This is a genomic window from Bacillus sanguinis (assembly GCF_018332475.1).
GTDB classification, from domain to species: Bacteria; Bacillota; Bacilli; order Bacillales; family Bacillaceae_G; genus Bacillus_A; species Bacillus_A sanguinis.
Window position 1 is genome coordinate 1 of record NZ_BOQB01000090.1, and the last position, 24376, is coordinate 24376.

Here is a 24376-nt window from a genome sequence, read left to right on the forward strand (position 1 = left end):
CTTCTTTTGTATATTTTTTTGAAGCCAGTAAGGCAGCATAAGATTGAATTGTAGCAGATAAATTGCCACCCACTTCATCTTCATACAATTTCCATGTTCCTTCATTTGTTTGAAGTGATGCTAACCTTTTTACAAACGGTTCTATCTCTTTATCTCTACCTAATAATTTTAATAAAAAAATCATATGACAATCTGTTAATGGTGCTCCTTCAAAACAAAAGCGCCACGTTCCATCTCGCTGTTGCATCGTTTGAAGTGCAGTTGTTCTTCTCGCTATTTCTTCATGCACTTTTTCGTATAATAACAAATTACTCACCCACCCTTTCGAAATCCGTATAACGATATTCAAAAAGGTAGCTGAATATGTATGAAAACAAAGAAAAGCAGAACATATAAAATGTTCTGCTCATAAACAATATCCTACCCCGACAATTATCCCTACTAAAGCACCGACTACTACTTCATACGGTGTATGCCCGACAAGTTCATTTAATTTCTTATATTCTGTTTGTCTACCGTGAAAAAACTCATTCAATATTTTCGCCTGTTTACTTACTGCAAGTCTTACCCCTGAAGCATCATACATAACAATTATTGCAAAAATAGCAGCAACAGCAAATAAGGTACTTTCCACACCTTCCACAACGCCAACACCGGTCGCAAGTGCTGTAACAGTTGAAGCATGAGAACTTGGCATCCCACCTGAAGCGAAAAACTTTGCAAAATCGAATTCACCCGTTTTAACTAATTTAAAGACTACTTTCGTTAATTGTGCTAAAAACCATGAAATTACAGCGGCCATAAGCGGATCATTATGTAAAATTGTTTCCACGTTCTCAGCTCCCTACTAGCTATAATGGAAATTCTATATAGTATCAGTATAAAGAAAAATGCGTAGAAAATACTACGCATTATGATACTTTTGCTGATTTATTTTTTATAAATTTCGGTTGTTTCTGCACTAAGAACTTTGTTTTCGCTACCGAGAATACAAATAATGCAACCCATATACAGAAAAATGCAATCATATGAGTAGATGTGAAATGTTCACCAAATACGAATACACCTAAAATTAAACTAATCGTTGGTGCAATATATTGTAAAAAACCTACCATATAAAGCGGAATAAGTTGTGCTCCTTTTGCAAAATAAAAAAGTGGTAACGCTGTAACAATTCCTGCTCCTATTAATAATATCGTCGATAACATGGAAATAGATCCAAATGAACCGAATCCATGCATTCCTGTCATAACGAGATAAATAATCGCAAACGGTGTCACTAACATCGTTTCCATCGTAAGTCCAATTGTTGCATCATAGTTTAACAATTTTTTCGTTAATCCGTATAATCCAAATGAAAAGGCAAGTGATAAAGAAATCCACGGAATAGATCCGAAACGTACTGTTAAAATGATAACCCCTAATCCAGCTAAACCAACTGCAACATATTGCCAAAAGTTTAACTTTTCTTTTAAAACGACTGTACCCAGTAAAATACTAATAAGCGGATTAATATAATATCCGAGACTTGCTTCAATGACATGATTATGATTAACGGCCCATATGTAGACAAACCAGTTTCCACTAATCAAGACTGAAGCTATTGTTAATGACATTAATAATTTAGGTCGTTTAAAAAGATTCACAAGCTCCCCAATAAACTGGCGAAATCTCTTCGTAACACCTAATACAAATAACATAAAAACGAACGCCCAAACAATGCGGTGTGCTAATATTTCATCTGCTGGAACTTCCTCAACCCATTTCCAATAGATTGGTAGGATTCCCCACATCGTATAAGCACCAGCCGCATATATGATCCCTTTTTTTTGCTGTGCTGATTGACTCCCCATCTTCCTTTTTCTCCTCTTCTCATTTTTCTCCATTATACGGTCCCGCATGCTCACTTTACCAATAATCAATCTGCAATTCTTTCGACATTTCTCATACAGCAAAAAGTAAACATACTGTTATAAAGACAAGTAATGGTATACCGAAAACAAATTTCTTTTTATGTGTTTTATGGTGAAACATATACATACCAATCCAAGCACCAACTGCTCCTCCAGCTGCCGCTGATAAAAATAACGTACTCTCTGGCGTTCTCCACTGTTTTTTCTTCGCTTTTCGTTTATCAAGCCCTATAAGGCTAAAAGCTATAACGTTAATAATAATAAAATAAATCCATTTCATCGCTTTCTCTCCCTATGAAAAATTCGCTTAATGGTAACATGAAAAAACGATGGAAACAACTGAAGAACACTTTTTATTAATGAGTTACCTTCATATTTACATAGCCAATCAAAAGGCCAATTATAGCTATAAAAAAAAGGATGTTATGAGCAGAATCTTATATTTCATTCCCTTCATCCACTACCCTTTCATCGAAAAAACTTCTCTCCATCTCTTTTTCATCAAAATGAAGAACTACAATTAGCCCTACATATAAAGAAACGAAATTTAGAAACCATTCGCCATTATCATCTTTCTTAGCTAGGCATTTAAACATCTCTTGAAATTGCATACGCTCATCGGCGGTAACAACTGGTCGCACACCAAAATATTTCAATACGAGATGTAATTTTAGCTGCACGGATAATGATAAAATATATTTTAATAACTCCGTATAATGAGCGACATTTTTTTGACTATATAACTTCACGAGCTTTTGATGTAAATGAACAATCGATAATTCTTCTTCAGTCATTTTTGTTGCTTCTATCGTTTCAATCATCTTCTTCATATTCATTACATTTACCTCTCCTGTTACAAACAAAAGCCAAAGCGTATTTATTTTATAATCAGCAATAATTGAGTATTTCTCATCTCTCGTTCTTCTTCACTCACTAAGTCATACTTCTTTAAAAGATGAAAGACATCATTTAATATTTCCTGTGAATAATTCCCTTGCAAAAACCCCTTTAACTCTTTAAAAATCACTTCCGGTAAAAAATCCTTCTGATTTTCAAGCTTATTCATCACATCTTCAATAGAATGATCAATGTTACACGCCATACTAAACTTCCCCCTCTATCCTCTATAAATAATATCCTCAGCTAACGATGTAAACACTTCTCCAACAAGAGAATCTTCATCATATACAGATGAACCGTTGTTTTCTTCTCTTTTTGCAAAAGGTATTTGCGCAATCACTTCTGTTTGCAATTGTTCTGCAAGCATTTCGCCGCCACCTTTTCCGAAGAGATAGTTTTTTGATCCATCTTGTTCTTCATAATAAGCCATATTTTCTACAATCCCTAAAATCTCGTGTTTCGTATGTTTTGCCATAACACCTACTCTAGATGCTACAAATGAAGCTACATTGTGTGGTGTTGTAACGATAATTTCTTTCGCCTGAGGAATCATTGCTGCAACATCAATAGCAACATCTCCTGTACCAGGTGGTAAATCAAGAATTAAATACTCTAATTCTCCCCAGTGCGTATTCGCAAGGAAGTTTTGAATCCATTTATTTAACATCGGTCCACGCCACATAACCGGGTTATTTCCTTCCGTAAAAAATCCCATCGACATAATTTTAACACCGTGACTAACAACTGGAATTGCTGTTTGATCAATCATCGTCGGTTTTTGACTTGTTTCCATCATAGCTGGAATGCTAAAACCATATATATCTGCATCTAATATCCCCACTTTTTTGCCCATACGAGCTAGTGCAGTTGCAAGATTAATTGTCACAGTTGATTTTCCAACTCCACCTTTTCCGCTCGTTACAGTAATAAATTGTACCCCTGAATCAGGACGGAGCATGTTCGGCATACCAGTTTCTGTTCTAGTATTTTTCTTTAACTTCTCTGTTAAGTCTGCACGTTCTTCTTTTGTCATAGAACCAAATGTTAAATCTACTTTAGATGCACCAATTGCGTGAAGTGATTCTTCAATATCTTGTTGAATTTTTGCTTTTAACGGACAACCTTGAATCGTTAGCACTACTTCAAGTTTAACCTCTGTTCCATTCATTTGTATATTTCTAACCATATTTAATTCTACAATACTTTTGTGTAACTCTGGATCCTCTACATGTTTTAACGCGTTCATTATTTGTTCTTGAGTAATCATAGAACTCATCCCTTCTCGTATTCGAATTTATATACAACATCTTCTTGGCGCTTTAACTGGTGAAAAAGCTTATTATCCCCCGCTAACGGGTGGAATGAATGCGACTATATCTCCAGCTTTTATCATCTCTTCATTCGTTACAAACTCTTCATTAACAGCCACCATCACTCTATCAAGAGATTGTAAACAATAGTTTGTTTTGAGCCATCCTTTTACTTGCTGCACAGTCATTTCTTGTTTTTCGGAAATTACTAATCGGTCTAATCCGACTTCCTCACGCAAATTTGCGAACAGTAAAATTGTAATCATTTTCTCATTCTTCCTTCTTCGGTTTTCCTTCTGGATAAGGTGTATTTTCAAGTTGATCTCCAATCCACATCGTTCCATCTTCCCAAAATTCTTTTTTCCAAATTGGGACGATTCGTTTTATACGTTCAATCGCGTATTCATTCGCTTCATAAGCTACTTTGCGATGCGGTGATGAAACTGCAATAACGACCGCAATATCCATGATTTCTAGCCGTCCTACACGATGCGTAATTGCTACTTTTGCATCCGGCCACTTTTCATTTATTTCTTCACCAATTCTCGTAAGTTGTTTTACTGCCATCGGTTTATATGCGTCGTACTCTAGATGTAGCGTTCGTTTTCCTTTTGTTAGTTCTCTCACCGTACCAATAAATGTTGTAATTGCACCTGCTTCTCTTCTTGCGACTTTATTCGTTACTTCTTCAACTAAAATCGGTATATCTACAATTTCAAATAGTGCTTGTCCCATTAGAAACACCTCTCACTTTATAAAATGTCCCAGTCCATTCACTACCTTCGTTATCTTCCAGTAAGAGAATATCTACGAACATATCTTTTTTATAACCTCTCGTACCACCTGGAAGTACAATAAATATATTTGTCTCTGCTAGGGAAGAAACCGAGCTAGATTTATCAAACCCTGACGGGTAAGCAATTAATTGCCCTTCGTTATATGTCAGTTTTGCCCGCACAAATCTTGTAAATGGATTTGGTTTTAGAAAATCTTCTCCTAATAACGCTTTTTCTCTTTTCATATGTGCTTTTTCACTAAACGTATACGTCCGAATACAAGGCCTTACAAACAATTCAAATCCGACGTAACAAGCAGATGGATTTCCTGATAAACCAAATAATAACTTGCCATTTAATTGTGCTACAGTCGTAACACTCCCTGGCCGCATTGCAACTTTATTGAAAAGAACAGAGGCACCTAACTTTTCGTAAATAGCTGGTAAATAATCGTAATCTCCTACTGATACACCGCCTGTTGTAATGAGCATATCTACTTGACTTAACGCTTCTTTTACAGCCGTAAAACACGTATGAAAATCATCGCTAAACTTCCCAAAATATTTTACTCTTCCGCCTGCTCTTCGGATTTGAGACAATATCATATACGTATTACTATTTCGGATTTTCCCTGGCTGTAATGAATCGTTTACATCCAGTAATTCACTGCCAGTCGCTAATAGTCCAACTACAGGCTTTCTCGCAACTGGCACCTCGCTATACCCAAACGTAGCAAGAAGAGCTGAAATACCTGGATTAATGTATGTTCCTTTCTTTGCAAGAACCGTTCCTTTACGAGCATCTTCACCTTGAAAAGAAATATTGTCGCCCGTTTTGAATGATCGCTTCACTTCCATATAATTGTTGCCAGCTTTCTCATATTGACGAGCTAGCTCTAACATAACCACCGCATCACACCCATTCGGAATTTGCGCTCCCGTCATAATTCGAACTGCTTGAAACGGACCTACTTTCTCTTGGAATATTGATCCCGCACCAATTTCACCAATTACTTCAAACACAATTGGTGTTTCATAACTTGCTACATTCGTATCTTCTGCTCTAATAGCAAATCCGTCATACGGTGAACGATTGAATGAAGGTACATCATGGTCAGCTACTAAATCCTCTGCTAATATACGCCCGTAAGCTAATTCAATGGGTAGTAGCTCCTTTAATCCCTCATTAGCAAATCCCATTACTTTACGAACAGCTTCTTCCACCGTAATTGGTACTCTTCTTTCCATTATTGACAACCCTTTCTATTAACCGAATGCGCGATAATATAATTGTTTCGCTTTCAAAATATCATTTGTACCATGAATGAAAACACGACCATCCCGAAAAATAACGACGCGGTAATCATCTAATTGACAAGATAGTAAATACGGATTCCGATCTACTTCCCCCAGTTTGTTTAATACTTTTTCTATATCGTCAAAATCGTACTTTCTATTTTCTACTGGCCTAATTTGAACTGTATTTCTTCCGCACAAAACAGCTACCTTCGTTTGGTTTTCGTATGATAAATAAGGATAAGTTCGATTCAAACCGCACGAAGAGCAATCGTCTGTCTTGATTTTCCCTAGTTTTATACACTGGTTTTGATTACTCCATATATCAAACATGAAAAATGTTTTTCTAATTGCTGAACAATCTTCTACTAAAATTTTGAGTGCTTCTGCCACTTGATATGCTGCAACGATTTGAACAGTTGGGCTAATAATTCCAGCGGTATCACATGTCACACCTGTAACTGGAACGTTCTTCAGCACACAATGTAAACATGGTGTCTCTTGCGGAATAACCGTATAACTCATACCGTACGATCCAACGCAAGAACCGTATACCCACGGAATCTTATATTTTTGTGATAAGTCATTGATTACAAATCGAATATCAAAATTATCTGTCGCATCAATTATTACATCTACATTTTTTAATAGGTCTTCCATGTTTTCTGCACTTGCATCCATTACGAAAGCATCTATGTGTACTTCCGAATTAATTCGCTCTAACCGATTTTTAGCAGCAATTACTTTCGGTATTTTCTCTCTCGCATCTTCTTCAGAGTACAATTGTTGCCTTTGTAAATTACTCCATTCAACGTAATCACGATCAATAATCGTCAACTTGCCAATACCTGCACGTACGAAACTTTCGGCACTTGCACTTCCTAATGCGCCTGCTCCTACAATTAACACATGTTTATTTCGAATTTTTTCTTGTCCTCTACTCCCAATTGGTTTGAACAACTGTTGTCGTGAATACCGCTCAGCCATTACATACCCTTCCTCTCACGAACTCTATTTCATATTAGAATGTTGTTTTTGATAACAAGCAAAGTAAGCAAATCCAACAAATCCAGCTCCTCCAATTACATTTCCGATAAAGACAGGAACAAAATTTCTAGCAAGATCCATCCACGTCAGATGACCTGCAAAAATAACTGCTGAGATGACAAACATATTTGCTACCACTTGCTGAAACCCGATCACTACAAATGCCATAATTGGAATCCAAATTCCGATTATCTTTCCGACAAAATCACTCGTCCCATAAGCGAGCCAAAGCGCCAAACAAACGAGCCAATTACAACCAATTGCTAAAATTAAAGTTCTCCCAAATGATTCATGTAACTTTCCTTCCGCTATCGCTACCGTTTTATTTAAATAATCTCCCTCTGTTAATCCGCCCAGATGACCGAAACAATACGCTACGAAAATAGCTCCCACAAAATTCATGAAAGTAATCCAAACCCAATTATTTAATACACTTACTAATGTAATTTTCTTTGCATAAAGCGCCATAGACAGTGACATCATATTTCCCGTAATTAATTCTCCTCCTGCCAATACGACGAGCATTAGCCCAATAGGAAAAACTGCTCCGCCTAAAACATTAACTAAACTACCCCAACGCTCTGGTAAATTACCTAAAACGCGAATGTTAAGCAAAAAACCTAACGAAATAAACGCTCCTCCTAAAAAACCGAGAATAAGCATTGCTGGCAAGGTCTGACTTACTTTTTGAACACCGGCCTCAATAACAAGCTCAGCAATTTGTTCCGGTTTATGAAATGACATTACCAATTCCTCCATTTTCTCCAAATAAAAAAGCAGCTTCAAAAAACCTCTTCAAAATAAAGGTTTTTGAATGCTGCTTAATTTCTCTGCACATCTTTTACAGAGAGATCAATCATCACTTTTACTATAAAATAGAAAATCTACAATTCTTGTACACCTTCCATTTTTCACTTTTATGTCAACTTTATATTAACCACCGATATGTGACATTTCAATTTTAGGCATAGCTTTTTTATTACTATTACTTAACCGTTCATCTGAATAACGATCTTCTCGGTTGTTCCATATGTCCCGTACGACATCTGTTATTTCCTCGTCAGTGTAGTCAGATCGAAGCAGTTCTCTCAAGTCATTTCCTTTAGAAGCGAATAAACAAGTATATAATTTTCCTTCTGCAGAAATACGAGCTCTCGTACATGAAGAGCAGAAAGAATCTGTTACTGATGAAATAACACCTATTTCTTCATTACTTCCAATATAACGATAGCGAGTCGCAACCTCACCTGCATAATTCGCTTCCATCCGTTCTAATGGCATAACTTGATGAATCATATCTACTATTTCTTGTTTAGATACGACCTCTTTTAACTCCCAACCGTTATAATTTCCAACGTCCATATACTCAATAAAACGAAGGATATGTTTATTTTCCTTAAAGTATTGCGCCATCTGCAAAATGTCCTGTTCGTTTTTTCCCTTTTGAACGACCATGTTTATTTTAATTTTCATACCGACTTCAGCTGCAGCCTGTATTCCTTCTAGTACCCTTTGTACTTTGCTTCTATTACCATTCAAATAGAAAAACCGCTCTTCTTCTAAGGAATCTAAACTAACTGTCACACGTGATAAACCCGCCTTATATAAATCAGGAGCAAACTTTTTCAGTAATGATCCATTGGTTGTTAAACCGATATCCTCCACACCATCTATTTTATTAAGGCGCTCAATAAGCTGCGGAAGACCTCTTCGAAGTAACGGTTCTCCGCCCGTAATCCGTAACTTTCTTACACCTAAAGAAACAAAAATACGTGTTATCCTTTCAATCTCATCAAAAGATAAAATTTTATCATTAGACAAAAACGAATAACCAGGACCAAATATTTCTTCTGGCATACAATAACGACAGCGAAAATTACAGCGATCAGTAACAGAAATACGTAAATCCTTTAAAGGACGTTGTAGTTTGTCTAATGTGACAGATTTCATATTTATTGCCTCGCTTTTACTTATTTTATATTTAAAACACGCTCTGGGTGCGTATATACATTTAAGGATTGATTCCGAATAAACCCTATCGTAGTAATCCCTAATTCTTCAGCTAGCTGCAAAGCCAACTCAGTTGGAGCTGATTTTGAAAGTATAATTTCACAACCAATCTTTGCAACTTTCAATAATATTTCCGAAGAAATACGACCACTAAAAACTATGATTTTATCTTTTATAGAAATATTATTTTTTAAACAATAACCGTAAATTTTATCTAACGCATTATGCCTTCCGATATCCATTCGGCTTAAAATAATACCATTCACATCACACAAAGACGCATTATGAACGCCGCCTGTATGACGAAATGTCTCTGCGGATTGCTGCATTTCTTTCATTAACCGAAAACAATCTTCTGCTGCAACCTGTACATGGACACCATTCATTTTCTTTGCGCTTAGTGCATCATTTGCGAAAACAAAACCTTGTCTACTCATACCACAACACGACGTAATATAACGTTTATTTTGCATTTGTTCGTAATACGGATTCACTTTTTTCGTTGTGACATGTACAAATCCTTCTTTCTCTTGTACCCATATGTCATCAATATCTTCATACTTTCGAATGATTCCTTCAGATGCTAAGAAGCCTATTACCATATCTTCTATATATTCTGGAGTACTAACCATTGTAACAAACTCCTGTCCGTTCATTTTAATGGTGACTGGAAACTCTGTTACAATGCTGTCCTCTATATGTTTAAACGCCCCTTGTTCATAACGAAAGATTTCTCTTTCTACCTGTATCGGTTTCACGATCAGTATCCTTCTCTCACGTTATATTTTTATCAAAAACGAATACCGAAACTGCAATATCTTCTTCCACTTTCATATCTGAAAACAAATTCACTAATTTCGCTCCAACAAGTTCCTCCAAATGTTCACGGGAATTTGCGGCATACACTTCTTGAATCATTTTTGTTCTAGCCATATGAACCATTTCTGCACCGTCCATCGTACTTGAAATGAATTTTTCAGTAGGTGTTAAGTTTCCGTAAAGGGTCGCAATCGCCATATTTTCAGCAAAAACAGTATGAATTCGTTCCGGTCCTTTTCCGAAAAGTTCCTTTCGAAGTTTTCGGATCATATCATTAAATTCATGTACTTTTTTTGACATACAATTATACCTCCCAAAATCCTCATTTTACTTTATTATATATTTTACCAAAATGATCCTTTCGCCCAAACTATTTCGCACCAACATTTGAGCGAGAAGATTCACCTCATGAAGATTATTCGTCTTTTAACCCTTTACCCATACCTTTTAAGAAATGAAGCCCAAACCCGATAGCACGGTTAATGTCTGGGTCTTTCAATACTTTCATAAGATCGAATACCCCTACTTTTTTATTACTCTCTAGATGTTCATTACCTTCTTCTAGTCCTACTAATAAACTACCTATAAGCTTTTTCGTAAGTTCCGGATCAAGTTCTGTTAAAGCACCTGCAGCACCCATCATATTATTAATTAAATTTGTAACAGGCTCACGAGTCACTTGACCAAGAACGATTTTTGCAATTGGTTCTTTCGCCTTGAGCATAGAATTTGCGGCTTCTAGCATTCCGATGTCATTTAATTCACCAACAATATTAAACATTTGATTTAAAGCTTCTTCATTATTAGCTAGAAGCTCTTTTAAATCATCTAGTTTTTGCTGTTTTATTTCTTCCTCAGTTAATTCTTGTTTCTGAATCATTTTTATAGGTGCAGCCATATTTTTCTCCTCCTACTTATCCGTTAAATGCACATACCCTGGACGTGCCCACTTACGATCTACCTCAATACCAGCTTGAGGGTGACGTTTTTTATTGCGTGGATTTGCTTTTGGCATCGGGTTTTCACCATCAACTTCTATCACTTCCATACGCACTTTCGTCTGTTTATAAGCAGGTGTGTTCGTACGCGTATCAACCGCAGGACCTGTTAAGAAATTAATCGCTGTTTCATTATCTGTAGAGTTCATCGGTAAATATAACTCATTCGCTTTTACACGGTCTGTTACAAGTGCACGTAATTTTAATGCTCCAAAAGGAGAAACAAGACGAACTAATGAACCAGTTTTTACTCCACGTTCTTTTGCAAGTTCTGGAGAAATTTCAACAAACACACCAGGTACTTTCGTTTGAATACCTGTTGATTTATTTGTCATATTCCCTTCATGGAAATGCTCAAGCATACGACCGTTATTAATGTGAAGATCGAACTCCGCTGGGAATTCAGCTGGACGTACCCAGTCAGCAATCGCAAAACGAGCTTTTTTATCTGGGAAGTTAAATCCAGCTTGGAAAAGTAATGGTGTATTCGTACCATCAAAGCTTCCCCAATGGAAACTATTCCATCCTTCCAGTACTTCATAGTTTGCTTGTGAGAATAGTGGTGATAAGCTTGCCATTTCAGCAAAGATTTCACTTGGATGGCTATAATTCCAGTTTGCACCTAATTTATTCGCAACTTCCTGCACAATCCACCAGTCTGGTTTCGCATCTCCAAGCGTAGGAAGCACTTGATACAGTCTTTGTACACGGCGCTCTGTATTTGTGAACGTACCTTCTTTCTCAAGAGACGGTGCTGCTGGTAATACAACATCTGCATATTGAGCAGTTTTAGAAAGGAAAACATCTTGCACAACGAAGAAATCAAGGCTAGATAACACTTCGTGTACGTGGTTCGCGTTAGAGTCTACAAGAGCCATATCCTCTCCGACAAGATACATAGCTTTCATTTTCCCTTCGTCAATTGCGTGCAGCATTTCAATATTATTAAGACCCGGTTCACTATTAATTTTCACTCCGTAAGCCATTTCAAATTTCGCACGTTCCATATCATTAGTAACGTGTTGATATCCAGGAAGCCATCCTGGTAAAGTACCCATATCACAAGCGCCTTGTACGTTATTATGACCTCGAAGCGGATATGCACCAGCACCTGGACGACGATAATTACCCGTTGCAAGAAGTAAGTTTGAAATCGCAGCGGAAGTATCAGATCCACCTGTATTTTGCGTTACACCCATGCCCCACAGGATACATGTACCATCTGCATCACGAATCATTTCAGCCATTTGAATAAGTGTTTCTTTTGAAATACCAGTCATTTCTTCTGCATATTCAAGTGTATATTCTGTAAGACTCTCTTTGAAATCTTCAAAGAAGTTTACATTCTCATCAATAAATCGTTGATCGTGCCAGCCTTGATCAATCATATATTTCGTAACAGCCATTAACCATACTTGATCTGTTCCTTGTTTTGGACTAACAAAGACGTCTGAACGCTCTGCCATTTCTGTTTTACGAAGATCAGCCACAATTAATTTTTGTCCGTGTAATTTATGTGCACGTTTAATTCGTGTAGCTAAAACAGGATGACCCTCTGTCGGATTACAACCTACAATAATAACAAGACCAGATTGTGCGATATCTTTAATCGTTCCAGCATCTCCGCCCATACCAATTGTTCGGAATAATCCGTCTGTGGCTGGTGATTGACAATAACGTGAGCAATTATCAATATTATTCGTTTCAAATACTTGTCGGGCTAATTTTTGAATCACGTAATTGTCTTCATTCGTAATTTTAGATGAAGAAATAAAACCGATAGCACCTTTACCGTATTCTTCTTTAATCGATCCTAATTTACTTGCAACTACATTTAGCGCTTCTTCCCATGTAGATTCAACAAACGTTCCATTTTTACGAATTAAAGGTTTCGTAATTCGTTCTTTAGAATTTACGAAATCCCAACCGAATTTTCCTTTTACACAAGTAGAAATTGCGTTAACTGGTGCATCAGAAGAAGGCTGTACTTTAAGGATTTTACGCCCTTTCGTCCACACTTCAAATGAACAACCTACGCCACAAAATGTACAAACTGTTTTCGTTTTCTTCGTACGAGTATCACGCATGGCCGCTTCCACTTCTGATACCGCAAAAATGCCGCTATATCCAGGCTCAACTTCTTTAATTAAATCTACCATCGGTTCAAGAATATCTTGTTTTAATCCCGTCATAAATCCAGCTTCACCGAGCATCGTTTTCTCCATTAAAGCATTACAAGGACAAATGGTTACACATTGACCACAGCTCACGCATGAAGAATCATTAATATTTACTCCTTCATCCCAAATAACTCGTGGGCGTTCCGCTTCCCAGTCTATCGATAACGTTTCATTTACTTGTAAGTTTTGACACACCTCAACACATTGACCGCATGCAATACATTGATTAGGATCGTAGCGATAAAACGGATGCGTCATATCAACTTCACTTACATCTACTTTCGGTTCATAAGGATATTTTTGATGCTCAATCTCCATTAATTCTGCTGTATTATGCAGTTTACAGTTCCCATTGTTATTGTCACATACTGTACAGTATAATAAATGATTTTCTAGTAACCGATCCATGGCCTCTGTTTGCGCTTCTTTGGCACGGGCAGAATTACGTTCAATGTTCATACCTTCTGTCACTACTGCCGAACAAGAGCGCATTAACTTTCCGTCAACTTCTACAATACAAGTGTCACATGTTTGAATAGGATCTACTTCTGGCACGTAACAAATTTGCGGATGTTCAATTCCGTTCTCATTAATCACACCCAATATCGTTGAACCGGGCTCCGCTGTATACTTTTTTCCGTCAATTGTAATATGAACCATGTTGTCATTCATGGTCTTTCCCCCTTTTTGAGAATAAAAAAACTCCACCACGAAAATATACGCACCACATTTCGGCACGTTATTATCATGGTGGAGTAGTTTATTAGCACATCTTGCTAAAATACCAATCCATTTATTCATAAATAAAACGATAGATTCATAACAGGTCATATCACGATTCCATCTTTAACACTATAATTATAGCGTTAAAGATGGAAATATACAATATAAAATTTAAACTACGCATATGTCCGCATGGAACTATCCATAATAACCCATATAATACATGACAAGGAGTAAACAAATAAATGGGGTCTTTTAATAAATGGATACGTGGTGAAAAGTCTTTTTCTGCACAAGAGCAAGCTGATCACTTATTAAATAAAGCTATCTCTTCTTCTCTCTCCCTTAATCTAAAACACTTGTCCAAACTGTTTAGCGGTATTCCAGAATTAATTACACGCACTTTTCCGTTGAAAAACGGAAAAGAAGCTGCTCTTATATATATGGAAGGACTTGTAGATAAAACTGTTATTAATGTAGATATTCTTCGTCCCCTCTTATTTAAAGAATGGAATGAGGACGATTTTTGGGAATCTTCTATTTCTATCGGAAATATTAAAAAAATTCAACAGTGGACAGACATTGAACAATCTCTTTTACACGGCAAAAGTATTTTATTTATAAACGGGCAACTATCTGCTTTGGAACTAGATACACAAGCGGCACCAAAAAGGAGTATTGAAGAACCTACAACCGAAAGCTCACTAAAAAGCTCACACGAAGGATTTAATGAAGTCGCGAGCGACAGTATCGCTCTTATTCGCCGATATATTCCAAATCGCGAATTAAAAGTGAAAGCGTTCACTGTTGGTAAGCGGGCCGCTTCTAAAGTTTTTATGCTTTATTTAGCAGATGTTGCAAACGAAGATGTCATACAAGAAATGTCATGCCGCATCGAATCCATTAAAGTGGATGCCATTCTTACTACCGGTGAATTAGAAGGGTTTGTTGAAGATAATTCTTATACTCTTTTTCCGCAATTATCAATAACTGAACGTCCTGATACGACAGCACATCACATTCTAAACGGGCGTATCGCTGTTGTTGTAGATCGTTCACCAGGCGTATTAATTGGACCTATGACCTTTTCGTCTTTTTTTCAGACGATAGATGATTACAGCTTCAGACCAATGATTCCATCTTTCATACGATTACTTCGTTTCACCGGATTATTTATTGCAATATTTGCTCCTGCTCTTTATATCGCTATGATTTCCTTCCATTATGAAGTGATTCCACTTAAATTACTTTTAACAATTGGAGAATCGCGAGCTAAAATTCCTTTTCCCCCTATATTAGAAGCACTTTTAATGGAATTAGTACTTGAAATGCTCCGCGAAGCTGCAGTTCGGCTTCCTGGACCTGTTGGACAAACAATTGGCGTCGTAGGAGGGATCGTCATTGGACAAGCTGCAGTTCAAGCTGGAATAGTAAGTAACGTTATGGTTATCGTCGTATCTATTACCGCAGTCGCTTCTTTTATCATCCCTAACATGGAAATGTCAGCAGGAATTCGGCTTCTTCGCTTTCCAATGATGATAATCGCTTCTTTATTTGGGGTCATTGGCATTATGGTTGGGATGGCAGTTATTATCATCCATATTCTTTCTATGGAATCACTTAGTGTTCCTTATGGTAGTCCTTTTTCTCCGTTATTTGCTTCGGATTTAAAAGACACTCTTATACGTTTACCTCGGAAAATAATGAAGAAACGACCACTATCCCTTAACTTAAAACAAGAAAATCGACAAAGTGATATAGAAGAAATGGAGGAAGATAAGTGACAAAGCGTGCAAAGAGGGAGATTAGTTTATTTCAATACATTTTAACGATTAGTGGTGTTCAAGTAGGATTCGGTGTCCTTACACTTCCGCGTGAAGTTGCACAAGGAGCGAATACAGATGGCTGGATGTCTATCATTATCGGATGCGCTATCACTACTTTAGTCAGTTTATGTATTGTAAAAATTATGGAAAAGCATCCTGGATATACTTTACTCGATGTGCTGACTCGTTATCTTGGAAAGTGGCTAGGAAGAATAGGAATGATTTTTTGGATTCTATATGCTGTACTTGCAGCCGTTTCCTTAGTTTTTTCCCTCCTGTATGTTATTCACATTTGGATTTTACCTAGATCTCCTATGTTTTTAATTATGATTTTGCTTTCTATTCCAATGCTTATGCTTGCATGTAAAGGTGTACTTATTATTAGTCGCTTTGCCGTCTTCACTGTGATTTTTACCCTTTGGATGCCATTACTATTGTTTATTCCTCTTAAAGATGGTCATTGGATATATCTTCTTCCCTTTCTAAAGGAAGGATGGATACCAGTTGTAACCACAGTGAAATCAACTATCATTGCGTTTCTCGGATTCGAGTTTGCATTCGTCCTTTATCCCTATCTAACTAACAAATCAGCTGCAAAAAAAGGAATCATTATTGCAAATATGATTACGCTATGCGTTTACCTACAAGTTACATTCGTTTCTTTCGTTTATTTTAGCCCAGATGGTATAACTAAGTTTTTATGGCCGACTCTTTCTCTTGTTACACCATTTCACTTTTCATTTCTAGAACGATTTGAAATTATCTTTTTATCATTTTATCTCTTCATTATTTTCGATTCTTGTATTCCTTATATTTTCACTGCTTCAGATGGAATCAATCAATTACTTAACAAAAAAGGGAGTTCATTACCTATTTGGCTTTTATTATTCGGGTGTACTTTCATTCTATTCTTTTATACCCCTTCCTCTTATCAAATAAGTGCATTGCGAGAATTTTGGGGAACTGCAAGTTATTTTATCGTTTTTCTATTCCCAGTCGTATTTCTCTTATACATGACACTTTATCAGCATTGGAAAAGGAGAAAAATTTAAATGAGACGCTTTATTCATTTCACTATACTTTGCTTTCTCATAACCTTATTAACAGGCTGTGGAGATCGGCTAGACTTAGAAAAACAATCCATTTCATTAATTTACGGTTTTGACGCAAAAGCAAAAGGAAAATTAATTGTGTACCACGTAAATCCTATTTTTAATGAAGACGTAGAAAAAAAGTACGAAACACATGAGGCGAAAGTACGTACACCTCGAGAAGCAAAAGCAACGTTTAATAGTTCAAGTGGCGGTTTAGTATCTACAGAAAAATTACAGCTCATTTTATTTAGCACGAAGTTTTTAAAACAAGAAGGAGCTATGCCTTACCTTGATGTTTGGTATCGAGATCCTAAAAACACTGGAAATATGCGCATGGTTGCAGTGGACGGTCCAATTTCTTCCGTTATATATAATAACTTTAAAGATAAGCCTGCACTTCCTGAATATTTAACAGATTTAATTAATACGAACAAACTATACAATCGAACCGCGTTTACGACATTCCATGAATTTCATAGGCAAACGTTTAATAAAGGTATAACACCTGCTATCTCAGAAATAAAAAAAGGTAAAAAAGATGTGATTGTTACCGGCTCTGCACTATTAACTTCTCGCGGAATCTATAAGATGTCTTTAAATCGATATGAAAGTGCCCTTCTTCTTATGTTGCAAAAGAAAGCGAATATACCCGTGTCACTTACACTGAAAATCCCTTCTCATTCAGTTGAAAGTAATAGTCATCTAAAAGATACAGACGGCGACGATTTCGTAACAATAAATGTTCTTAGCTTGAATCGTGACATTCACACAAGCTATAACGATAACCACTTCAAATTTAATATTGCAATGGATTTTAAAGTTTCCGTATCTGAACTTACATTCAACATGGATATAGATAAAGATAGAAAGAAATTAACTTCACTTATTACAAAACAACTAAACAAAGATTTAAATGATTTAATCCACAACATTCAAAAACAGCAACTTGATCCATTCGGATTTGGTGATTATGCGAGAGCGTTTCAATATAAAGAATGGAAAACTGTCGAAGATGATTGGCCAAGTGCCTTTTCAAAAGCTAATGTGAAAGTAACTCCTACTATTAAAATTTTAGAAAACGGGATTATTAAATAATAAAAACACGTTACTTACTCTTATACGTGTAAAGAGTAAGTAGCGTGTTATCATTTTTATTTTGAAGCTTCTTATACAGTTACACTTCTGTTTCTGGCTCTTCGTTTTCCGCTTGTTCCAATCTTTGCTGCTCTGCAAGTTCAGCTGAAATCATTCCATAATAAATTTCTGGATACAATCCAAATATTTGATATACACTTCCTAAAAACGGCATCGGAATCCCTCTTTTCTAAAGTTGTATTGCCACTTTTAAGGATTCCCTATTCATTCATTATACATTCGTTTTTGGCGTTTCCTCTTCATCATAAACGCTTAATAAATTTTGCCACTTTTTATAAGGAGCACTATTTGGATCTACATAACCTTTCGCATACGAACGATCCCACAATTGTTTAATAAACATTTCTTTCTCTTTCTTTGCAACCATATCGGCACCTGTACCGTAATAGTTTTGAAAATACAACTCAATTTCATCAAGGAATAGCCTTAATAATTCATCAGAAGTTTCTTCTAGCGTTGGGTCATATTTTGCTTCACGGTCATACATTAAAATCATATCTAAAATATTATGGACATGCTCTTTACGAAGCCATCTAATATCTTGAGCACCTAATACAAACGGATGTGTATATAAATGTCCGCCCTGTATCATCGCCTTTTCTTGTTCTTCTTCAAATCTAGACAAGATGTTTTCATAAATAAACGGATTATGAAGCAATGCTCTGTGTAATTTATAACTTTCGCTTGAAATATTTTTCCCCATCGACTGAATTAAGAAGCTACGTCCAACGCCGTTATATTGATACACAAACTGGCCATCAACAGCAACTAAACTAATCCAACGATACATATACGCGTATAGAAGAGCGCGATTACATTTATCGTAATCTAACTTCGTTTGCGTTGCATTTAGGTCTGGCATGAATGCTGGCAAGTGCCAGTATTTATCTAAATGCGGCGTTAAACTAGATTTTTTACTATTCAACTTGTTCACACGGCGATAGTAAGACTGAAAATAATCACCTTTATCATTCATAAATCCATTTGCAATATGCCCAGACGAGAGCTTAGGAAAATCTTGCAGTGATAAACCGTAATGCGCACGATAACAAATGACTTCAAATGGTGAAAAAGCTTCATGTACTGTATCTTTTTCTTTAAACATTTCTTGAATTAATTCCTCTTGCAGTTCTTTCTTTAAAGATGGATGTATACCCCAATATTGCAATTCCCTATGATGGGAAACTTTCGGTACAAATGGACTAGCTAAATGGAACAAATCTTCAATTTTTTCACGAACGTATTCATCACGATCACGTTTCTTATAATCCGCTTCTTTTCGTAACGCCTCAACGATATTCAGTTCTAATTTATCACGATAGCGTATTTGTAACTCATCGTAGCAATAACTTAGTATGTGCTCACGATAAAAGTCTTCTACCTTTTTCGATTGAATCTCTTCCGTTTTCGCATCCCTGCAATATTCCCCATATAAACTCATATAAATTTCCGCTGATATATCTTTCGGTAATACACCTAAATTTAAATGTTGCTGCATATCTTGCCATATCTTTTCTTGTAACTTCTCTTCAGCTAATACATATACATTCGTTGGGTTTGTTTTCCCTTCAAATTCCTTGCTTCGCTTTTGAATTTCGAACAATAAATTTTCACGTGTTTCGTGTAAATTATCAAAAAATCTTTCCCAATATTGAATCATTTTATTAACTGCTTGATATAGCGATTGATATACGAGTTCTAATAGCATTTCTTTACGATACTCGTTTAATTTGTGTACGTACTGCGTTACAATATCTTCAAATTCCTTTTTAAATAAACGCTGCTGATTATTAATCATTTTTCCAAACCAGCCTTGTTGCTGCGCGATTTCTACTCGGCGCACAGCTGTTACCGTTCCATCAATATTACTCACATTAAATTTCTTATCGTAGTTTTGAATTACATTACGCTTTTGTTCATTATTTTCATGTAGTCGATTCATTTTCTCTACTAACTGCTTTCGAATTTCATATAACATAAAACGAGCGGATACTGGATGAACAGGATCTGTTTTCTTTAAAAACCATGTATTTAGTTGATATGACTGTCCCTCAGAACCACTTGGTGAAAAACGGTCTGATTCAATCATGTCATATAAAAGTGTCGTTACATGTTCATGTACACGGCTCGGAATCGCATACGCATATAAACGAACTGCATGATCCACCCTTGCTACTTCACCTTTCATTTGTTCCATCAATTTCAGTTTCGCAGCTGAAATTTTACACTCATGCTGTAGACGGTTTAATTCCTCATCTTTTTGCACCGTACGCTGTACATAGCTTTCTACAGCTTCTAAAAACAGTTTAGATTTCGCAACTCCAACCTTACCACCTTCTGCTCCTTCACGCGTCTCATTATACATTTGTCTATAGAAAATATGAGCCTGTTCTGGACGAGTAGCAAGATGTTCTAAGTCTTCTAAATAACTTTTCCCACGCTCTGGCTTTTCACGTTGCATACCACGTTTTACATCTTGATCGTATCTTTGTTTCTTCTCTTGAAACAGTTGATCTAAATGAAGCCACGATTCATCTAAACCTTGCACTGCCCATTTTAAAGCACAATATTTTAACACGTGCTCGTATGGATAAATAATTTTTGCCGTTCCTGCCCCGCAATATCGCCCTTTGCCGCTTGATTCTGCTAATTGCTGAATTTGATTATCTTCCTGTGCGAAATGATTTGCAGACATCGGACTAAATAACTGTAAATAAATCGTATTTGCCATTTGCTCCATATAATCTGATAAATTATGCAGATGGTGTCCATGTAAGTTTTCGTAATCGTATAAGAAACAATAATTGTACGGTAAATGATGTTGTTTAATCGTATGATTCGTTCTTCCATCTTCATCTACTTGATCAGGACGATATTCTAATTCAATTGTAACGCCACCGCGTTTAGATAGTTCCCCCGTAGAACCGAGTGTAATCGCATGTAATTCTTTTAACGAGGCATAGCCGTTTGCTTGCACCGTTTCAAACTCTTTCGCACTAACCGTTCTCGTTTTCACTAAAACGTCCGGCATTAAAAACGCACCACGTATTAAAATGTTGTGATGTTGCAGTTTTTTCCGAAGCATTTCACGTAAATATAATGCAATTTGTAGAAACATCCCTGAACCTGTTCCGCCGGCTAGTGATGTTACTATAATGACACGCACTCCATATTCTGTTTGATCGCTTGTAACCGGAAAAATCTTCTCAATTTCTTGCCAAAAGGATGTTAGTTTATCTTCTTTCATCGCAGCACGTAACGCTAAACGAGAAATGACACGTAACTGTCCTGCCCCTTCTGTCAATGGTTTATCAAGTATTGTCGGGTCCATCGGAAACCACTCTGGAATCGTTGGATCGCCTGCAATATACTCTCTTGGCGTTTTACTCGAACTCGTTTGCGTCTTAAACTTTCGAATATGATCAAATTTACTCAAAGTATTCACATCTGTATCAAATACGTGCATTGCTACTTTTTTTCGGCGTTCCTCAGGTAGTCTTTCATATATTTGATGTGTCACAGTACTACCGATTCCACCTAAACCAATTAATATCGTTGGAACTTGTAACGTCATGTGAACCACCTTCCTATTCTTGCTTGTTTGAAAAGAGGAGGGAAAGCTAAAATCCCCCTCTTTGCCCTATCTACTATTCACATTCGTACCTGTAAATTTCTTTACCATACCCTCTATCAATTACTAAAAGTTCATTTGGATATAGTGTCTTATGTTCCATTCCAACCTCATCCTCTGTTATAAACATCCCATCAATAATCATTCCTACTACTTGTGACTCTTTCGCCACAAATATCGATTTCGATCCTTTCTTTGCTATAAACGTAACGGATTGCACGGTCTTTCTTTCTGCTCGGAATGGAATGCCAAAATAGTGTTTCCACCATTTATTTTTAAGTAACTCTGGTTCAGATTGATATAACCAATCTTTCGCTACCTCTTGATCCCATTCGTAATATAATAGTGCTTTCCGGTGAAATCTTGGACGAACAATCCATCCTAAAACAATTATTCCTACTACTAACAGTAATAAAGTGATAGGAATAACAAACTTAAAAATAAGCGCATATTTTTCATAAAACGGTGCATTTTGAATATGAAGTGATATACTTTTCTTTACTTCTTGTAATTTTGAATCCTGCACTACGATGGTAGCTTCTACGGTGCCGGTATCTGTAAAATTGAATGTGTCGGAGTAATGAGGTCGAGGATAAATATAAATTTGATTACCATGTTGTTTTATTTCATAGTTGATTGATTGTTTAGATGTGACACCAGTAGATTTTATTAGTTTCTTTACAGCCTCTTCTGTCATCGGCTTATCATCTAACTGTGGTTGTATAATAAAGGGTTTACTATTCTCTAAATTTGTTACTTTTTCTTCATAATCTTTCGTTATCGTTTGCAGTGATAATTTTGGTTTTTCCGTCACTTCGATTTTAAATTCTTTCGTCTGTCTGTAAAATCCCTTTATATTCATATGAACTTTCCCGCGCACTAACCCTTTATCAATCTTCTTTTCGTAGTAAAATACATGTTTTTTATCATCCCACTTCATCGCGTACTGTTTTCCGTCTATTTCTACTTCTGCCTGAAAATATGAAGACTGAATTGGCAATTCCGTAGGCTTCGCTTCAATAACAGCGGTAACACCTTCGTACATTTCTTCCACATTTTTTTGACTACGATCATCTTTGTCATAAGTAGAAACAGTATAGTTAAGCGCCGGTTCAACTAGTACTTGTAGTCCTTCTTTCTCAATATCCTGGTCCACCTCTATCGTATAAGTTCCTGGTTTAATAACTTCCTGATTTTCCGTACTGATATGAACTATATTTCCGAATAATTTCGCTTCTCCTGGTGCATGTATGGAATAAGAAGATTGTAATTGTAACGGTTTAGAAATTTGTGTGACCTGATAATTAGACAAAGAAGGCGATTGTCGTACAAGCGTCATACGCTTTAATGGAAATGGTGTTGTAATCTCTACTTTCTTCCCTACTACTTTCGTTTTTACAATCGATTCAACAGAAGAGAACGGATCACGATTTGCAACTAATGCTGCCACTTGATTGACGCTTTTTACAATACCATCCTCTCCACTAGATGGCATCGTAACTCCGTTTATCTCTTTTTTCCATATTTCTTTAAACGTATTTAGTTGCGCCTTTTCTTGCTGTCCTAAATCCTCTTCCATCGTAATTAAAACCGGATGTAATGATATCTTTTTTACATCCATTTCTTTCTTAAACTGTGCTAACTTCTGCAAGATTTGTTCTTTTCCGCCAACCTTATCTTTTTCTAAATCATTAAATGCCCCGTCAGTTAAGACAATAAGCCAAAATTCACGTTTTCCATCTATATCTGCTTCCTTTTTTATAGATTGTATCGCCGTTTCTACTGCGCTAAACGGAGTATTTAAATACGTTTTCCATGCTCCAATTCCCTCGATTTCCGTTTGTCTCTTATCCTTCGTTAACGAAATGTTTAATGGATCATTCGGCTTGCTCATTGGAACATACGAAAATTTATCTTTTTCATCTAATAGCGCAACTAAACTTTGCAAAGCGTAATTGGCATATTTCCAGCGATCGTTATTTCTCATGCTGCCCGAATCATCATATACAAGTGAAACGACCCTTTCCTTTGCCTCCTCTCCTTTTGCAAAAGTCCAAAAAGGATGTAACCATATAAATAGAAACAACATGAATGTGGCACAAATTCGAATTTTCATGATGAGGCTTCGCCACCTTTGTAGACAAATTCCTATGTTTAAATTTATGAGAGGAAACAAGATATATGACTTGTATTTTAGGACAACTAACACAGCATAACTTTATTATGTAAACAGTTATAAAAACTGAATATTATTCCTTCTAGCGTTTTCTATCCGATACTATAAGTAAAAAAGCCTGTTTAAGCTCTACACTTAAAACAGACTTTTCCTACTTTTTATATTGAAAACAAATATCAAAAAGTTTGATTTTAAATTAACACATCACTTCAATTGTAAATCCACCAGGTGCTTCAACATAAAACGTATACGCATGTGCACGTTTAGGAGGCTCGACCAAAAATCCATCCTCCTTCAATCTTTGATTCATCTTATTCACTTGTTCTTCACTTTCTTGAGGAAACCCTACATGAAATGTTTGCGGATAATGTACGTCTTTCCCTTTCATTAACGTTAATGTAAACTCATCATTATCACGCATAACTGCAAAGCCATTTCCCCTTGCTCCGCTACAAGTTAAACCGAAATATTTTTCTAAAAACTCTCTAGTAACTGCTACATCTGAAACTGTTAAATTAAGATG

Annotated in this window: 23 protein-coding genes and 1 pseudogene; 3 read left to right on the top strand and 21 right to left on the bottom strand. The window is 36.3% G+C overall.

Annotation, left to right across the window (positions count from 1 at the left end; genetic code table 11):
* The 17 genes and pseudogenes from KI369_RS11710 to fdhF all read right to left on the bottom strand — a co-directional run.
* Positions 1–307 (bottom strand): annotated as a pseudogene (locus KI369_RS11710) (squalene--hopene cyclase); the annotation flags it as partial.
* Positions 308–406: 99 nt separating this feature from the next.
* Positions 407–832 (bottom strand): divergent PAP2 family protein, encoded by a 426-nt coding sequence (locus tag KI369_RS11715; protein ID WP_087958799.1) that lies wholly within the window; start codon positions 830–832, stop codon positions 407–409.
* A 79-nt stretch (positions 833–911) separates the two neighbouring features.
* Positions 912–1853: an EamA family transporter RarD gene (gene rarD / locus KI369_RS11720; protein ID WP_212956042.1), complete on the bottom strand. Its 942-nt coding sequence runs from the start codon at positions 1851–1853 to the stop codon at positions 912–914.
* A gap of 91 nt (positions 1854–1944) precedes the next feature.
* Positions 1945–2193: a DUF1294 domain-containing protein gene (locus tag KI369_RS11725; protein ID WP_212956043.1), complete on the bottom strand. Its 249-nt coding sequence runs from the start codon at positions 2191–2193 to the stop codon at positions 1945–1947.
* Between the two features lie 157 nt (positions 2194–2350).
* Positions 2351–2749: a hypothetical protein gene (locus KI369_RS11730; RefSeq protein WP_212956044.1), complete on the bottom strand. Its 399-nt coding sequence runs from the start codon at positions 2747–2749 to the stop codon at positions 2351–2353.
* Between the two features lie 41 nt (positions 2750–2790).
* Complete coding sequence (locus tag KI369_RS11735; RefSeq protein WP_212956045.1) at positions 2791–3015, bottom strand: group-specific protein; 225 nt, start codon at positions 3013–3015, stop codon at positions 2791–2793.
* 15 nt (positions 3016–3030) lie between these two features.
* A complete protein-coding gene (locus KI369_RS11740; protein ID WP_212956046.1) occupies positions 3031–4080 on the bottom strand; it encodes an Mrp/NBP35 family ATP-binding protein in 1050 nt (349 codons plus the stop codon).
* A gap of 72 nt (positions 4081–4152) precedes the next feature.
* Positions 4153–4389, bottom strand: coding sequence for a molybdopterin converting factor subunit 1 (gene moaD / locus KI369_RS11745; protein WP_212956047.1), 237 nt, complete (start codon positions 4387–4389; stop codon positions 4153–4155).
* Positions 4390–4393: 4 nt separating this feature from the next.
* Complete coding sequence (gene moaE, locus KI369_RS11750) at positions 4394–4858, bottom strand: molybdenum cofactor biosynthesis protein MoaE (RefSeq protein WP_212956048.1); 465 nt, start codon at positions 4856–4858, stop codon at positions 4394–4396.
* Entirely contained in the window at positions 4839–6146 is a 1308-nt protein-coding gene (moeA, locus tag KI369_RS11755) for a molybdopterin molybdotransferase MoeA (RefSeq protein WP_212956049.1), read from the bottom strand. The genes moaE and moeA overlap by 20 nt, the downstream gene beginning before the upstream one ends.
* 18 nt (positions 6147–6164) lie before the next feature.
* The gene (locus KI369_RS11760; protein WP_212956050.1) at positions 6165–7181 is read right to left on the bottom strand and encodes a molybdopterin-synthase adenylyltransferase MoeB; all 1017 of its coding nucleotides are present in this window, start codon (positions 7179–7181) and stop codon (positions 6165–6167) included.
* Positions 7182–7205: 24 nt separating this feature from the next.
* Complete coding sequence (locus KI369_RS11765) at positions 7206–7985, bottom strand: formate channel (protein WP_212956051.1); 780 nt, start codon at positions 7983–7985, stop codon at positions 7206–7208.
* Between the two features lie 189 nt (positions 7986–8174).
* The gene (moaA, locus tag KI369_RS11770; RefSeq protein ID WP_212956052.1) at positions 8175–9191 is read right to left on the bottom strand and encodes a GTP 3',8-cyclase MoaA; all 1017 of its coding nucleotides are present in this window, start codon (positions 9189–9191) and stop codon (positions 8175–8177) included.
* Positions 9192–9211: 20 nt separating this feature from the next.
* Positions 9212–10009, bottom strand: a complete 798-nt coding sequence (gene fdhD, locus KI369_RS11775) for a formate dehydrogenase accessory sulfurtransferase FdhD (protein WP_073515879.1) — start codon at positions 10007–10009, stop codon at positions 9212–9214.
* Between the two features lie 16 nt (positions 10010–10025).
* Positions 10026–10370: a Na-translocating system protein MpsC family protein gene (locus KI369_RS11780; protein ID WP_000039582.1), complete on the bottom strand. Its 345-nt coding sequence runs from the start codon at positions 10368–10370 to the stop codon at positions 10026–10028.
* 115 nt (positions 10371–10485) lie between these two features.
* Positions 10486–10968 (bottom strand): helical membrane plugin domain-containing protein, encoded by a 483-nt coding sequence (locus tag KI369_RS11785; protein ID WP_000729894.1) that lies wholly within the window; start codon positions 10966–10968, stop codon positions 10486–10488.
* Positions 10969–10980: 12 nt separating this feature from the next.
* Complete coding sequence (gene fdhF, locus KI369_RS11790; protein WP_212956053.1) at positions 10981–13920, bottom strand: formate dehydrogenase subunit alpha; 2940 nt, start codon at positions 13918–13920, stop codon at positions 10981–10983.
* Between the two features lie 296 nt (positions 13921–14216).
* On the opposite strand from fdhF, the gene gerSA reads away from it, so the two are divergent.
* From gerSA to gerSC, 3 genes are read left to right on the top strand one after another with little or no spacing between them, the layout of a single operon-like run.
* Positions 14217–15755 (top strand): spore germination protein, encoded by a 1539-nt coding sequence (gene gerSA / locus KI369_RS11795; protein WP_212956054.1) that lies wholly within the window; start codon positions 14217–14219, stop codon positions 15753–15755.
* The gene (locus KI369_RS11800) at positions 15752–16849 is read left to right on the top strand and encodes an endospore germination permease (protein WP_212956055.1); all 1098 of its coding nucleotides are present in this window, start codon (positions 15752–15754) and stop codon (positions 16847–16849) included. Before gerSA ends, KI369_RS11800 begins: the two co-directional genes overlap by 4 nt.
* Positions 16850–17986 carry a Ger(x)C family spore germination protein gene (gerSC, locus tag KI369_RS11805; protein ID WP_212956056.1) on the top strand — a complete coding sequence of 379 codons (1137 nt, stop codon included), beginning with the start codon at positions 16850–16852 and terminating at the stop codon, positions 17984–17986.
* Positions 17987–18065: 79 nt separating this feature from the next.
* Here gerSC and KI369_RS11810 read toward each other — a convergent pair whose 3' ends face one another.
* From KI369_RS11810 to KI369_RS11825, 4 genes are all read right to left on the bottom strand, one after another.
* Positions 18066–18200, bottom strand: a complete 135-nt coding sequence (locus tag KI369_RS11810) for a hypothetical protein (RefSeq protein WP_001116179.1) — start codon at positions 18198–18200, stop codon at positions 18066–18068.
* Between the two features lie 57 nt (positions 18201–18257).
* Entirely contained in the window at positions 18258–21620 is a 3363-nt protein-coding gene (locus tag KI369_RS11815; RefSeq protein WP_212956057.1) for a tubulin-like doman-containing protein, read from the bottom strand.
* 73 nt (positions 21621–21693) lie between these two features.
* Positions 21694–23793, bottom strand: a complete 2100-nt coding sequence (locus KI369_RS11820) for a vWA domain-containing protein (RefSeq protein WP_212956058.1) — start codon at positions 23791–23793, stop codon at positions 21694–21696.
* A gap of 256 nt (positions 23794–24049) precedes the next feature.
* The coding region (locus KI369_RS11825; RefSeq protein WP_212956059.1) for a VOC family protein at positions 24050–24376 on the bottom strand (327 nt) is incomplete at its 5' end.